Origin of the sequence: Dryocola clanedunensis subsp. sulfonylureivorans (assembly GCF_016756775.1) — a bacterium.
Lineage (GTDB): Bacteria > Pseudomonadota > Gammaproteobacteria > Enterobacterales > Enterobacteriaceae > Dryocola > Dryocola clanedunensis.
Genome location: NZ_JAERMU010000031.1, coordinates 20057 through 34762 on the forward strand (window position 1 = coordinate 20057; position 14706 = coordinate 34762).

The following is a 14706-nucleotide window of genomic DNA, read 5'->3' on the forward strand; positions in this document are numbered from 1 at the left end:
CGGCGGGGGCGCATTCGCTTGCCCGCCCTACGTATTGACTAATGAATTTACGAGACGTGCTGCAAGAATTCCTGCAGGCGCTGGCTTGGCGGATTATCGATAAGCGCCTGCGGGTTGCCGTCTTCCGCCACGCGACCTTTATCAATAAAGATCAGGCGGGAAGCGACCTTGGCAGCGAAGCCCACCTCGTGCGTCACGATAACCATCGTCATACCTTCTTCGGCGAGATCCTGCATGACCTTTAACACTTCGTGACGCAGTTCAGGATCCAGCGCCGAGGTTGGTTCATCAAACAGCATCATTTTCGGCTTCACCGCCAGCGCACGGGCAATCGCCACGCGCTGCTGTTGGCCGCCGGAAAGTTCAGAAGGGTAGTGATGGGCGCGCTCTGCCAGCCCGACTTTGGCCAGCAGCTCTTTTGCCAGCTTGTCGGCCTCGTCTTTCTTCATGCCGCGCACGCGGATCGGGCCAAAGGCCACGTTTTCCAGCGCGGTAAGATGCGGGAAGAGATAGAACTGCTGGAACACCATGCCCGCTTCCTGACGAATCAGACGTTCATCAACCTTCGGATCGTTAACCTTCAGGCCATCGACAATCAAATCGCCGCTGGTGATGTCTTCGAGCTTGTTAATACAGCGCAGCAGAGTGGATTTCCCGGAGCCGGACGGCCCGATGATCACCACCACCTCACCCTGTTTAATGTTCAGGTCGATATTGTGCAGCACCTGGGTTTTGCCAAAGTGCTTGGAGACGTTTTTAAATTCAATCACAGGATTTTCATCCTTCTTTCAAGGCGACGCAGAACAAAGCTCAGCACCAGCGTAATAATCAGATAGAAGACCGCAACGGCGCTCCAGATCTCCAGCGCACGGAAGTTACCGGCAATAATCTCCTGGCCCTGACGGGTCAGTTCGGCCACGCCGATGACGATGAACAGCGAGGTGTCCTTGATGCTGATGATCCACTGGTTACCCAGCGGCGGCAGCATACGGCGCAGCGCCAGAGGCATGATCACATGGCGAATGGTTTCGCGCTTCGACAGGCCCAGCGCCAGTCCGGCTTCCTGGAAACCTTTATGAATCGACAGGACGGCCCCACGGGTAATTTCCGCGATGTAAGCGCCGGAGTTGATCATAATAGTGACCACTGCCGCACTGAACGGATCGATACGCAGGTCGTTAAAGGCCAGCGGCAGGGCGAAGTAAATAAACATCACCTGCACCACGATTGGCGTACCGCGAATCACTTCGATAAAAACGAGGGCGATATGGTTGGCGATCCAGCCGCCGTAAGAACGGGCAAAACCCGCTATCAGACCAATCACCAGGCCGCCACAAAGACCGAGGACCGAAATCCACAGGGTCATTTTGGCGCCTTCAAATAACAGCGGAATTGCTGGCCAGATGGCGCTCCAGTCAAACTGCATGATGTATTCCTGTATACCGTGGTTCAAAAATAGGAGGGGCGAAAGCCGCCCCTCAGGTCTTACTTAAAGCAAACTGAATCTTATTATTTAGGTTCGGAACCGAACCATTTTTTGTAGATTTCGTTATAGGTACCGTTCTCTTTCAGGGTTTTCAGCGCGCCGTTAACTTTGCTGCGCAGGTCGTCGCTGCCTTTCGGGAATGCGATACCGTACTGCTGAGCCTCAAGAGACTCACCGACCGCCTTGAACTTACCGTTGCCAGCAGTTTTGATGAAGTAGAGGATATTTGGCGTGTCGTGCAATACCGCGTCGGCACGGTTGGTGCCCAGTTCCATATAGGCGTTATCGATGTTCGGGAACTGACGCAGGTCTTTGGTTTTAATGTTCGCTTTCGCGTAATCAACAGATCCTGTACCGCCCTTAACCGCAACGACTTTACCGTCGAGGTCTTTCACGCTTTTTACGCTATCGTTATCTGCTTTCACCATCACCAGCAGGCCGCTTTTGTAGTAGCCGTCAGAGAAGTCGATCGCTTTTTGACGCTCAGGCGTAATGGTGATCCCCGCCAGCGCCAGGTCAATATTTTTGGTTTGCAGTGCCGGGATGATACCGCTGAAATCCATTGGCTTCAGGGTGTAATCCAGCTTCAGCTCTTTCGCGATGGCGGCCCATAAGTCAACGTCGAAGCCGACGTACTTATCGCCCTGTTTAAATTCAAAAGGAACGAATGCGGTATCGGTCGCAACGACCAGTTTCTTCTCAGCGGCGTGGGAAGTGACCGCAAAAGCCAGGGTGAGTGCAGCCAGTGAAACTTTCAAAATCGACTTCATAGCATTTCCTTTGTTATCCATGGGGCAATCCCCTGCATGCCAGCGCAACATGGAAGAATCGTGCCAGCTTTACAACATATTGTTTTGCAAGGATGACGATTTGTAACATCGCACAATATGAGTTGCAAGCCGGTCATAATGCACCCTTATGGTGCTCCATGGTGGTGCAGAAAGCAGGTGTACAGAACGGTGGCTATTATTACCGCGCTTTGCGGCGTCAAAACAACCGTTTGTTAACGATTATGTGAAGTGATAATTACAGTTGAGTAACTTTTGCGGCGGGAATGTACAAGTTGATGCGCTAAAATGGTGCAGATTCCTTCCCCTGGCGGGGAAGGAAACAAGGTGGTGGCGATGAATTAATCGATATTTGACTCAATGAACCACAGGAACTTATCCAGATCGCGCGAAGCAGCGGTAAGAATATCCGCGGTATCTTCGTCTTTCGCTTCGCTGATGGCTTTACGAACGTCATTGGCCACGATGGCATAGCGATCCGCCAGCTCTTTCAGGTGGTCCTGAACGGTATGAATATCCAGCGGGTAGCTTTTCAACGGGGTTTTGCTGTTAATGACCTGAGTCGTACCCAGCGCCACGCCACCAAGCTGAACGGCACGTTCTGCCATGGTATCCAGATGGTCGGTCAGTGCTGTGCGGAAGCCGTCGAGCATTTCGTGGACGGCAATAAAGTTGGCACCGCGCATGTTCCAGTGAGCCTGTTTGGTAATCAGTGACAGATCAATAAACTGGATTACCTGACGATTCAGCAGCTCGATGGTGGCTTTTTTCTCACTGTCTGCAACATCATTACGGGTATACAGCAGATTTGTAGATTTGGTTTTTACCAGTTTAGCGGTACTCATAATCTTTCATCCTCTTGATGTGTGTTTCCTGATTTGTTACCGGGAATAAGTATAGCACCGCTTTTTAAACCTGCAGGAATGGACAATACCTATCAAACCGATAGTAAAAGGTAAGTGGTAATAGTTATTTTCTTTATTATCAGCTGGTTATCTTGGTGTGCTCAGATATTTCGGAAAGCGGGGATAATATAAGATAAGAAGGGGAATAGTTCTTATTCGCTTGCGTAAATAGAAATAAATATAAGTGTCTGATCGCGGGGTTTATTCCCGTGAAGATTTATTCACGGGAAATACATTGATGCAGATTAATTGACGTCGACGCTGGTAATTTGCGTTTCGCGCTTGAGCGTAAGCGTGGAGCCAATAGATGCCGCGATAATCGACAGCAGCGCCAGCCACTGAACCAGCGTCAGATGCTCACCAAGAAACAGCATACCGGACAGCGCTGCAAGCCCCGGCTCCATACTCATCAACGTACCGAAGGTGCGGGTTGGGATGCGGGTCAGGGCGATCATCTCCAGAGAGTAGGGCAGCGCTGTGGAAAGAATGGCCACCCCCAAACCTAATGGAAGCAGTGACCAGTGCCATAAGGCACTACCCGCTTCCCATGCACCGATGGGAACAAAGACGATAGCGGCGATAAGCGACCCCATGGCCACCGTCGCCGGGCCGTGGTCGGCTCCGGCTTTCTGACCAAACACAATATAGATTGCCCAGCATGCCCCGGCACCCAATGCATACGCGGCCCCGGTTAAATCCACATGAGCAATGCCGTGCCCAAGCGGCAAAAGGAACCACAGCCCGAGAACGGCCAGCACTACCCAGACAAAATCAACGGCCCGGCGAGAAGCAAATAGCGCCACCGCCAGCGGGCCGGTGAACTCAAGTGCGACCGCAATGCCAAGTGGGATTGTCTGGATAGAAAGATAGAAAAGGTAATTCATCGCGCCCAGCGACAGGCCGTACATCAGCAGCGGAACCCGCTGCTCCGCCTTAAACCGCAGGCGCCACGGCTTAAATACCGCCACCAGAATCAGCGTGCCTAATGCAAGGCGAATTGCGGTAACGCCCGGCGCGCCCACCAGAGGGAACAACGATTTGGCAAGGGAGGCGCCGCTTTGAATCGAGGTCATAGCAATAAGCAGTATGACAATGGGCAACCATACGGGCATTTTACGAGAAGTTAACGGCATCCTGCGTCCTGTCAGTTTGTGTCTGGGTCGGTCAAGTTTCGAAAGTTACCCTAGTGTAAAGGAAGAACTTATGGCTGGTTGAGTTTTCATTGAGATTATTCCGGCTCGTCTGAGGTAACATTTATACCGGTCTTTGTAAGAAATCTTCATGAAAAATCCGGAATTATCTGAATGAACCAATTGTTAAAACCGTTAATATCTGTGTGGTTTTCATCGATAAATGGCCGAGATTTTAGTGACATAGCATGTAGTGGAAATGTTGTGTTACATGAAAAGATTCGTTAGACAATACAAATGACGAAGAGTTTCTTAAATATTTTTGTTATATTTAAATCTTAGGACTTTCTTGAAGCACATTTGAGGTGGATATTATGAAAAAAATTGCATGTCTTTCAGCACTGGCTTGCGTTCTGGCCGTTTCCGTAGGTACCGCATCTGCAACTAGCACCGTATCCGGTGGTTATGCCCAGAGCGATATGCAGGGTTTTATCAACAAAGCTAACGGTTTCAACTTGAAATACCGTTACGAAAACGACACCCCACTGGGTTACATCGGTTCTTTCACTTATACCGAGAAAAACCGTACCGATAACGCTGGTTCTTACAACAAAGGCCAGTACTACGGCATCACTGCTGGTCCTGCTTACCGTCTGAACGACTGGGCAAGCATCTACGGTGTTGTTGGTGTAGGCTACGGTAAATTCCAGACTACTGGCACAACTGACCACGACATGAGCGACTACGGTTTCTCTTACGGCGCTGGTATGCAGTTTAACCCAATCGAAAACGTTGCGCTGGACGTTTCCTACGAGCAGAGCCGCATCCGTAACGTTGATGTTGGCACCTGGATCGCAGGCGTGGGTTACCGCTTCTAATTCCCCGTCTTCGGGTGAAATAAAAATCCGCCTCTTCAGGCGGATTTTTTTATGTCTGCTGTTCACCCAACCCGCGAGCTAACGGGATTTGGTTGTAAAAATATCCGTCTGCAGATGAGTATAGTCCACCTTCTTCAGTTTGAAATTGGTCACCCAGGTGGTGCCCGCCTTCTGTTCGGAAATAAATTTGTATTTCGGCACCAGCTCTTTGGTTTTGATCCCCGTCCAGGCTGAGAAGAAATTCAGGAAATCGTTGGCGGAGCGGCGCGCTTTAATCAGCCGGTGCTTTTTGTCATCGCTCGAGAGCACCATAAACGGCACCTGGAAATTCTGCTGGAACTCGTCATCATGCGCCAGGTACTGCACTTTAGTGCCACGCTCCTTAAATGCCAGGCCGTGGTCAGAGAAATAAACCAGCGAGAAAGTCTCTCCGGTATTCTGTAGCTGGCCGTAAAGCTGCTTAAGCAGATCGTCGGTTTGCGTCATGCTGTAAAGATAACAGGACGTCTCTTTTGACTGCACAAACTCGGCGTATTTGCCCTGAGTGCGGTCGCAGGCCTGCGGATGCGAGCCCATCAAATGCAGAACGATGAGCTGCGGGGTGCTGCGTTGGATAGCAAACACCTGCGCGGTCATTTTCAGCAGTTGATCATCACGTGTGTTTTTGTCTGCTTCGAAGTCGCCGCTTTTTAAGAAATGCACCTCATCAGCACGCTTAGCGATGCTGGCAATGGCTGTGTCATATTCGCCAATCTGTCCCTGATTAGAGAACCACCATGTCTGGAAGCCAGCACGGTTAGCGAGAGTGACAAAATTATCCTGATACTGCGGTTTGCCGTCGACTACACGGTTGAGCGTCAGCCCCAGTGATTTCTGTGTCGACCCGCTCGCCGCAATGTAATCCATAAACAGATTACCGTTCACCGAGCTGGCAAACGGCGTATTCTTCCAGTGCCCCCCAAAAGCGCCAAGCGCATCGCGGCGCGCACTCTCGCCAATCACCACTACGTAGGTATGATACTTCGGCTTCACCGCCAGCACGTTCCAGGTGTCTTTCATCTTTGCAAACTGCTGCATGCGGGTCTGTTCATCGAGCACTTCCTGATTGTTGACCACCACGTCCTTAACGAAGCGGACAACCGGATAGCCGGTGTCTTTGAATTTAAACACGCCGCCGTAAGCCAGGTTTTGCACCGGAGCAACAAAAAAACAGACCAGGCTAACCGCCAGGCAGCAGCTGTCAAAATGATTCCACGTCCGTTTTGGGGTGGATTTGCGGCGTACGGCAATCACCCCGAGGCCGAAAATAAAGACGGCGACGACATAGTTGTACCAGGGGAAAATCGTCAGGATTTCCGTGGACTCTTCGAAGTTCGTCGAGTGCAGGGCCAGCAGGGTATTAAAGTTTGGCGCGCCGTAGGCCTGGCCGAACGGGAAATACATGGCTGCCACCAGGCTACAAATCCCTATTAATGCTTTTTGTAGGCGTGGGGCGCTGCGCCAAAGAATGAGCAGCACACAGCTGAAGGCCACCGCGTAAAGCAGGCTGAACTCGTAGCCTAAAGCAAAGTTAATCAGAAGTGATTGCAGGAAGTAAAACCCCGTCCACGGATTCAGCGCAACGCCGCGAGCCGTCAGGGTATCTTTAGCCGTTAAATTCATGTTTACCGAGATCTACAAAACGCCATGCGTAAACCCTGGCGACAAGGGTCGAAAAAACCGGCCTGACAGACTGAAGTGAAGGGGGCTGGAGCCCACTGGCGAGCCGCTTCCTGTGCAGGGCTGCAAGAAGATAGAGCGCAACGGATCGAAGATCAACAGATAAGAAAGCTCTGTTTTGCGAGACGGTCGGCAATTCTGACAGATTGTGTGGGTATACCACGGGACGGAAATAAACTGACCGATATTATCGAAAGAATTTGTTACAAAAAGAGGGCGCAGGCATCTGAAAATGTCTGGCTGGGTGAAGGCAGGGCGGCTGCCTATGGCTTCGGATTTTCGCCCTGCTGGGGTTTACCGTTGACCCAATCACATAACATATTTAACAGCATCAGGCGTACCTGGAATGGGGAATGTGTAAACACGGTCATGCACCTCTTAAATTCGTTCATAGCGGCCCTCCTCGTTGATCCTGCGGCTCCGGATCCCTTCAGAGCTGACTGCATTACAACCAGATATAGCACAGGCTATATTGTATAGCCATTGCTATTTCGTTAATTTTTTGTGGATGCGTACGGGTGGTTTACAATAGGCGCTCTGGCCGTTGCGAAACGGCAAAGCGCCACTGTTATGAGGAAGCTCCATGAGCCGCCAGGCCGATAAAAAAAACAGCGAAAAAGTGACGCAATTACTTAACGTTGAAGAGCATGTTGAAGGTTTTCGTCAGGTGCGGGAAGCGCATCGTCGTGAGTTGATTGATGACTATATAGAGCTTATCTCCGATTTGATTCGTGAAGTGGGTGAAGTGCGTCAGGTGGATATGGCCGCACGGCTGGGCGTGTCGCAGCCAACCGTAGCCAAAATGCTCAAGCGGCTGGCAACGCTAGGGCTAATAGAACAGATCCCGTGGCGGGGCGTGTTTCTGACGCCGGAAGGCGAGAAGCTGGCGCAGTTCAGCCGTGAACGCCATCAAATTGTGGAGAACTTCTTCCTCGCCTTAGGCATCAGTCCGGAAACGGCACGTATTGATGCAGAAGGAGTAGAGCACCACGTCAGCGAAGAGACGCTGGAAGCGTTCCGTTTGTTCAGCGAACAGCGCGGGATACAGTCATAAATGTTCACAGCGCTGCTCCGCCCCTTTCTACGCGATCGCTTTCTGCATCTGCTTCTGATAGTCGGGGCGGCGTTTTGTCTGGCGGTTCCTTTTCGGCCGCGTGAGTGGCCTGGCGCCATAGACTGGCACACCATTATTACGCTTGCCGGATTAATGATGCTGACCAAAGGCGTGGAGCTGAGCGGCTATTTCGACGTGCTGGGCCGCCGGATGGTTAAACGCTTTGCATGCGAACGCCAGCTGGCGATGTTTATGGTGGCAGCGGCGGCGCTGCTGTCGACCTTTCTCACCAACGACGTCGCGCTGTTTATTATCGTTCCGCTGACCATCACGCTGAAAAAACTCTGTTCGATACCGGTGACGCGGCTCATTATCTTTGAGGCGCTGGCGGTGAACGCCGGATCGCTACTGACGCCGATTGGCAATCCGCAAAATATCCTGCTGTGGGGCCGCTCGGGGCTCTCCTTTGCGGCCTTCACCTGGCAAATGGCGCCGCTGGCGTTAGCCATGCTGGCAAGCCTGCTGGTGCTGTGCTGGTTCTGCTTCCCGAAAAAAGCGCTGCGCTACCACGGTCACGATAAAATTCATGACTGGCAGCCGCGGCTGGTGTGGGCGAGCGTGGCGCTCTATCTGGTTTTTATTCTCTCTCTTGAGCTAAAGCAGGAGCTGTGGGGGCTGGGGCTGGTGGCGCTGGGCTTTGTGGTTGTTGCGCGGCGAATTTTGCTAAGCATCGACTGGAGCCTGCTGCTGGTGTTCGTGGTGATGTTCATAGACGTGCATCTGATAACCCGGCTGCCGGTGCTGGAACATGCGCTACACGGCGTGAGCCAGCTCTCCGAGGGCGGATTGTTCGCGCTGGGCGTTGGCCTTTCGCAGGTCATCAGCAACGTTCCTTCTACTATCCTGCTGCTCAACTATGTACCCGCTTCTCTGCTGCTGGCGTTTGCGGTGAATATTGGCGGCTTTGGGCTGCTGCCCGGATCGCTCGCTAATCTTATCGCCCTGCGCATGGCGAACGACCGCCGCATCTGGGTTCGTTTCCACTACTATTCTCTGCCCATGCTGCTCTGGGCGGCGCTTGTCGGCTACGCCCTGGCGCTGCTGCTCCGTTAAGAAAAGTATCAATTGTCAGTTTTTCCTGGCAAATGTATAGCAAGGTCCTAAGTTTACTAAACGGTAAATTTTTTTGTGACGCACAGCGCGAAACAGGACTTATGACAGAGCAAAACAACAAGCCGGAGAGCGGCGAAGAGCGGCAGGGCGATAAAGAGCAGAATCAGGAGCGCAAGAAGCCCGGCAAGAAGCCGCTGATCATCCTGGGGATTGTCGTGGTAGTTATGGTGATTGTTGCCGCCGTGTGGTGGTTCATGACCCGCAATGAAGAAACCACCGACGACGCCTTTACCGAGGGCAACGCCGTCACCATCGCGCCAAAGGTGGCGGGCTACGTGACGGAACTGCATATCAGCGATAACCAGCGCGTGCATAAAGGCGATCTGCTGGTGGTTATCGACCCGCGCGATGCAAAGGCGCAGCGCGATCGGGCTCTGGCCCAGGTTGGCCTTGCCGTTTCCCAGCTGCATCAGGCGCAGGCGCAGCTTGATCTGGCGAAAGTGCAGTATCCCGCCCAGCGTGACCAGGCGCTGGCCCAGGTTGCCAAAGCCGAAGCGGACTTAGCCAACGCTCGTGCGGACTATAAACGTCAGCGCGGCGTCGATCCGCGAGCCACCTCGCAGCAAAACATTGATACCGCCAACTCTCAGTTACGCTCAGCCGAAGCCGGGGCTGCCAACGCCCGCGCGCAGCTGGAAGTGGCAAATCAGGTCAGGCTCCAGATTCGCCAGCAGGAGACAAACGTGGAGGCCCGCGCCCGCCAGGTCGATCAGGCCAAAGCCCAGCTCGAGACGGCGGAGCTGAACCTCTCTTACACCGAAGTGCGTGCGCCGTTTGATGGTTTTGTCACCTTGCGTAACGTGCAGCTCGGCACGCTGGTGCAGGCGGGAACGGCGCTTTTCTCCGTTGTTTCCCCGGACATCTGGGTGACCGCCAACTTTAAAGAATCGCAGCTCGAACGCATGCGCCCCGGCAACAAAGTCACGCTCAGCGTGGACGCTTACCCGGATATGGAGCTGGAAGGGCATATCGACAGCATCCAGCAGGGCAGCGGCTCGCGCTTCTCTGCCTTCCCGGCAGAAAACGCCACCGGCAACTTCGTGAAAATCGTCCAGCGCGTGCCGGTTAAGATCGTGATTGATAAAGGGCTTGATGCGAACCACCCGCTGCCGCTGGGCCTCTCCGTTGAGCCTAAGGTGACGGTAGAATGAGCGACCAGGCCGCTGAACATCACGAGAACTGGAAGCCCGCCAGCAACCCGTGGGCCGTGGCGATTGTCGTCACGCTCGCGGTGTTTATGGAGATCCTCGACACAACCATTGTCAACGTAGCGCTGCCGCACGTGGCCGGTTCGCTCTCCGCTAGCTACGACGAGTCGACGTGGGTGCTCACTTCCTATCTGGTTGCCAACGGTATCGTTCTGCCCATCTCGGCGTTCCTGAGCCGCCTGTTCGGACGCAAGCAGTTCTTCCTAATCTGCATCGTGATGTTCACCATCTGCTCGTTCCTGTGCGGCATCGCCACCGAGCTGTGGGAGATTATTCTGTTCCGCATCATGCAGGGCTTTTTCGGCGGCGGGCTGCAGCCCACGCAGCAGTCGGTGCTGCTGGACTACTTTAAGCCGGAAGATCGCGGCAAGGCGTTCGGCCTGTCGTCGATTGCGATCATCGTCGCGCCCGTGCTCGGCCCGACGCTGGGCGGTTGGATCACCGATAACTACTCCTGGCGCTGGGTGTTCTTTATCAATATTCCGGTGGGGATTGTCACCGTGCTGGCGATTTATCAGCTGCTGGAAGATCCGCCGTGGGAGCGCAAGTCAGAAGAAAAGCTTTCCGTGGACTGGACGGGCATCGGCCTTATCGCCCTTGGCCTCGGCTGCCTTCAGGTCATGCTTGACCGGGGTGAGGACGACGACTGGTTCTACTCCAACTTTATTCGTACCTTTGCGGTGCTAACCCTCATCGGCATCATCGGGGCGATTTTCTGGCTGCTGTACGCCAAAAAGCCGGTGGTGGATCTGCGCTGCATGAAGGATAAAAACTTCGCCGTGTCCAGCCTGCTGATGGCCGGAATGGCGCTGATTCTTTACGGCAGCTCGGTGGTGATCCCACAGCTCGCCCAGCAGGACCTGGGCTACACCGCCACCTGGTCCGGGCTGGTGCTCTCCCCCGGCGCCATACTGATCGTGCTGACCATCCCGCTGGTGATAAAACTCATGCCGCTGGTGCAGACGAGGTGGATTATCGCCTTTGGCTTCACCTGCCTTGCGGCTTCGTTCTTCTGGACGAGGAATCTCACGCCGAATATCGATTTTGAAACGCTGGTGCTGTTCCGCAGCGCGCAGTCGTTCGGGCTGGGCTTCCTGTTTGTGCCGCTTACCACCATTGCGTTTATTACCATTCCGCGAAGGCTCAACGCCGATTCGGCGGCGCTGTTTACCATGTTCCGCAACGTGGCGGGCTCGATTGGGATTTCGCTGTCAACGGCGGCGATAACCGAGCGATCCCAGGCGCACAGCGCCCATCTCAGCACGCATATGAACCAGTTTGACGAACAGTTCCAGCAGGCGATTCGCAGCGGCGCCGAAGCCATCCGCAACTTTACGACGCAGGTTGGCGATCCGCTGAGCATCGCCACGGGCAACATGTATAAAACGATGATCGAACAGTCCCGTTTCCTGGCCTATATCGACGTCTTTACGATGCTGAGCGTCCTCGCCCTGGTTCTGATTCCATTTTGTTTATTGCTTTCGCCGGTGAAGAGCGAAGGCGCTGCAGGAGCACACTAAAATGAACGGGAGAATGTGGTTGTCATCGCTTGCGCTGCTGGTGGCGGGCTGCGCCGTTGGGCCAGATTATCAGCCGGCAAAACCCCAGACGCCGGCAAGCTTCAACGATACGGCAAACCAGAATCAGCCGGGCGTCATTTCGCGAGCACAAACCACGGCAACGGATCCGCGCTGGTGGCGGAGCTTTAACTCGCCGCAGCTAGACAGCCTTATTGAGCGGGCGATCGCCGGAAACCTGACGCTGCAGCAGACCGTGCTGCGCATCGCCGGGGCACGCGAGCAGATAACCCAGGCGGGCGGGGCGTTCTACCCGAGCGTCAACGGCAGCGCCAGCGCGACGCGCCAGCAGCTTGGGCTGGATGGCGAGCTGAAATCCCACGGCGTATATGACCAGCTAAACGAAGTTGACCCGTCGCTCGGCGGCGCGCTCGACCCGCTGACCAAGCCGATCACGCTTTATCAGGGCAGCTTCGACGCGAGCTGGGAGCTGGATCTGTGGGGCAAGGTGCGCCGTCAGGTTGAGGCGGCGAAGGCGCAGCAGGATGCGGCCATTGAACAGCGTAACGACGCGCTGGTTTCCCTGGAGGCAGAGGTGGCCCGCGCGTGGCTGCAGCTGCGCGGGGCGCAGAGCGTGATGCAAACCCTGCAAACGCAAATTGACACCGCTCAGCAAACGCTGGAGCTGACGGAGAGCCGCCAGAAAAGCGGGCTGGCACCGCAGATGGACGTAGAGAATGCCCGCGCCCAGCTCGGCAGCCTCCAGGCCCAGCTGCCGCAGTATATGGCGCAGGAGCGCCAGGCAATGAACGGCCTGGCCGTGCTGCTGGGTAAACCACCGGGCGCGCTGGACGGCGAGCTGGCGAGCAAACAAGAACTGCCGAAGCTGCCGGATATTGTCTCCGTAGGCATTCCGTCGAACCTTGCACGCCGCCGCCCGGACGTGCGCGAAGCCGAAGCTAATCTTCATGCCGCCACGGCGCAGATTGGCGTGTCCGTCGCGCAGCTGTTCCCAAGCCTTTCGCTGACCGGCCAGCTCGGCCTGCGTAACGATGAGTCGGGGTATCTTCTCGACTGGGCGAGCCACTTTTACAGCATCGGCCCGCAGGTTTCGATCCCCATCTTCCAGGGTGGCAGGCTGGTGTCGAGCGTAAAAGTCGCCCGGGCGCAGCAGGGGGCTTCGGTATTGCAGTATCGCCAGACCGTGCTTACCGCATTGCAGGACGTGGAAAACGCGCTGGTGAGCTACCGCACGGACCAGCAGCGTGAAGCCGGGCTTGCGCAGACGACGGAGTCATTACAAACCGCATTCAACCTGGCCACCGACAGCTACCGCCAGGGTATTGCGACCTTTATCGACGTACTGGATGCCCAGCGGCAGCTTGCCCAGGCCGAACAGCAGCGGGCGCAGGCCAGGGTTCAGAGCAGCATTGATTTGGTCGCGCTGTATAAGGCGCTCGGCGGCGGCTGGGAGCCGTATCAACAGGTTAACCTGCCGGACTACGACGTTTTTGGCGATGCACCGCGCGGTTAACGGTTTGCAGAATCAGGCAAGAAATGGGTAGAAATCCCCCATTAATTGCCTGATAACTGCGCGTATAACTGACAGGCCGTTTAAGAAAAACCTTCTGAAACCCTGAATATGAGGTCATCACGATGCGTTATAAAAAACTAGGTAACACCGGCCTGTTTGTCTCAGAACTCTGCCTTGGCACCATGACGTTCGGCGGCGAGGGCGGCATGTGGGGAAAAATCGGCAATCTTGCCCAGAATGAGGCGGAAAAGCTGGTCGGCGGCGCGCTGGACGCCGGGATAAACTTTATCGATACCGCCAACGTCTATTCGGAAGGGCGCTCGGAAATCATCACCGGCCAGGCGCTCAAAAATCTTAAAATCCCGCGTGAGAACGTGGTGGTGGCAACAAAGGTGTTTGGCGAAACGGGCACCGCCGGGGCCAACTCCCGCGGCTCGTCGCGCTATCACATTATCAACAGCGTAAAAGACAGCCTGCAGCGCATGCAGCTTGATCACATCGACCTTTATCAGCTGCACGGCTTCGATCCGGCAACCCCGATTGAAGAGACTCTGCGCGCGCTCGATACCCTGGTGCAGCACGGGCACGTGCGCTACATCGGCGTTTCTAACTGGGCGGCGTGGCAAATCATGAAGGCGCTGGGCATTTCAGAGCGTCTGGGGCTGGCGCGCTTCGCTTCCCTGCAGGCTTACTACACCATTGCCGGGCGCGATCTTGAACGCGAGCTGGTGCCGATGCTGCAAAGCGAAGGCGTGGGTCTGATGGTCTGGAGCCCGCTGGCGGGCGGCCTGCTGAGCGGTAAATACGACCGTGACGGCAAAGCGGAAGAGGGCAGCCGCCGCATCGAGTTCGATTTCCCGCCGGTCAATAAAGATCGCGCTTTCGACTGCGTGGACGTAATGCGCGAAATTGCCGAAGGCAAGGGCGTTTCCGTGGCGCAGGTAGCGCTGGCCTGGCTGCTGCACCAGCAAGTGGTCAGCAGCGTGATTATCGGCGCGAAGCGGGTGGATCAGCTTAACGACAATATTGCCGCGACCGACATTCGTTTCACGGAAGAAGAGCTGAAGCGGCTGGATGCGGTGAGCGAGCTGCCGCGCGAGTATCCGGGCTGGATGCTGGAGCGGCAGGGGGAATATCGTCGTAACCAGCTGAAAGGGTAGTTTTACTACGGCGAGTGACGCTGGTGTATGCCGTTGTAGCTACCGTCTTGAACGTCAAGCGGTAGCTGCATAATTTTCATCCCATGGCAGGCGTGTTTTAAGCACCCCGAAGCACATGTGCACCAGCTTGCGCATTACTGCACCCAGCGCCGCC

14 protein-coding genes are annotated in these 14706 nt (G+C 55.0%); 7 read left to right on the forward strand and 7 right to left on the reverse strand.

Annotation, left to right across the window (positions count from 1 at the left end):
• Positions 1-47: 47 nt before the first annotated feature.
• From glnQ to rhtA, 5 genes are all read right to left on the reverse strand, one after another.
• On the reverse strand, positions 48-770 hold the full coding sequence (gene glnQ / locus HYQ67_RS21350; RefSeq protein WP_202307475.1) for a glutamine ABC transporter ATP-binding protein GlnQ: 723 nt from the start codon (positions 768-770) through the stop codon (positions 48-50).
• Positions 767-1426: a glutamine ABC transporter permease GlnP gene (gene glnP, locus HYQ67_RS21355; RefSeq protein WP_202307477.1), complete on the reverse strand. Its 660-nt coding sequence runs from the start codon at positions 1424-1426 to the stop codon at positions 767-769. The genes glnQ and glnP overlap by 4 nt, the downstream gene beginning before the upstream one ends.
• Before the next feature lie 83 nt (positions 1427-1509).
• Positions 1510-2256 carry a glutamine ABC transporter substrate-binding protein GlnH gene (gene glnH, locus HYQ67_RS21360; RefSeq protein WP_202307492.1) on the reverse strand — a complete coding sequence of 249 codons (747 nt, stop codon included), beginning with the start codon at positions 2254-2256 and terminating at the stop codon, positions 1510-1512.
• 359 nt (positions 2257-2615) lie between these two features.
• Positions 2616-3119: a DNA starvation/stationary phase protection protein Dps gene (dps, locus tag HYQ67_RS21365; RefSeq protein WP_202307500.1), complete on the reverse strand. Its 504-nt coding sequence runs from the start codon at positions 3117-3119 to the stop codon at positions 2616-2618.
• 305 nt (positions 3120-3424) lie between these two features.
• A complete protein-coding gene (gene rhtA / locus HYQ67_RS21370) occupies positions 3425-4312 on the reverse strand; it encodes a threonine/homoserine exporter RhtA (RefSeq protein WP_202307501.1) in 888 nt (295 codons plus the stop codon).
• A 371-nt stretch (positions 4313-4683) separates the two neighbouring features.
• Between rhtA and ompX the strand changes: the two genes are divergently transcribed.
• Entirely contained in the window at positions 4684-5187 is a 504-nt protein-coding gene (ompX, locus tag HYQ67_RS21375) for an outer membrane protein OmpX (protein ID WP_202307512.1), read from the forward strand.
• Positions 5188-5265: 78 nt separating this feature from the next.
• Here the strand turns inward: ompX and HYQ67_RS21380 are convergent, their stop codons facing one another.
• Positions 5266-6849 carry a phosphoethanolamine transferase gene (locus HYQ67_RS21380; protein WP_202307514.1) on the reverse strand — a complete coding sequence of 528 codons (1584 nt, stop codon included), beginning with the start codon at positions 6847-6849 and terminating at the stop codon, positions 5266-5268.
• Positions 6850-7169: 320 nt separating this feature from the next.
• A complete protein-coding gene (mntS, locus tag HYQ67_RS21385) occupies positions 7170-7298 on the reverse strand; it encodes a manganase accumulation protein MntS (RefSeq protein ID WP_202307523.1) in 129 nt (42 codons plus the stop codon).
• A 191-nt stretch (positions 7299-7489) separates the two neighbouring features.
• Between mntS and mntR the strand changes: the two genes are divergently transcribed.
• The 6 genes from mntR (at position 7490) to HYQ67_RS21415 (ending at position 14552) form a co-directional block, all read left to right on the forward strand.
• On the forward strand, positions 7490-7960 hold the full coding sequence (mntR, locus tag HYQ67_RS21390; protein WP_202307525.1) for a manganese-binding transcriptional regulator MntR: 471 nt from the start codon (positions 7490-7492) through the stop codon (positions 7958-7960).
• Complete coding sequence (locus HYQ67_RS21395) at positions 7961-9073, forward strand: SLC13 family permease (protein WP_202307527.1); 1113 nt, start codon at positions 7961-7963, stop codon at positions 9071-9073.
• 101 nt (positions 9074-9174) lie between these two features.
• Entirely contained in the window at positions 9175-10284 is a 1110-nt protein-coding gene (locus tag HYQ67_RS21400; RefSeq protein ID WP_202307529.1) for an HlyD family secretion protein, read from the forward strand.
• Entirely contained in the window at positions 10281-11861 is a 1581-nt protein-coding gene (locus HYQ67_RS21405; RefSeq protein ID WP_202307541.1) for a DHA2 family efflux MFS transporter permease subunit, read from the forward strand. The genes HYQ67_RS21400 and HYQ67_RS21405 overlap by 4 nt, the downstream gene beginning before the upstream one ends.
• A gap of 1 nt (position 11862) precedes the next feature.
• On the forward strand, positions 11863-13392 hold the full coding sequence (locus tag HYQ67_RS21410; RefSeq protein WP_202307543.1) for an efflux transporter outer membrane subunit: 1530 nt from the start codon (positions 11863-11865) through the stop codon (positions 13390-13392).
• A gap of 122 nt (positions 13393-13514) precedes the next feature.
• Positions 13515-14552: an aldo/keto reductase gene (locus tag HYQ67_RS21415; RefSeq protein ID WP_202307545.1), complete on the forward strand. Its 1038-nt coding sequence runs from the start codon at positions 13515-13517 to the stop codon at positions 14550-14552.
• The last annotated feature ends 154 nt before the right edge of the window (positions 14553-14706 follow it).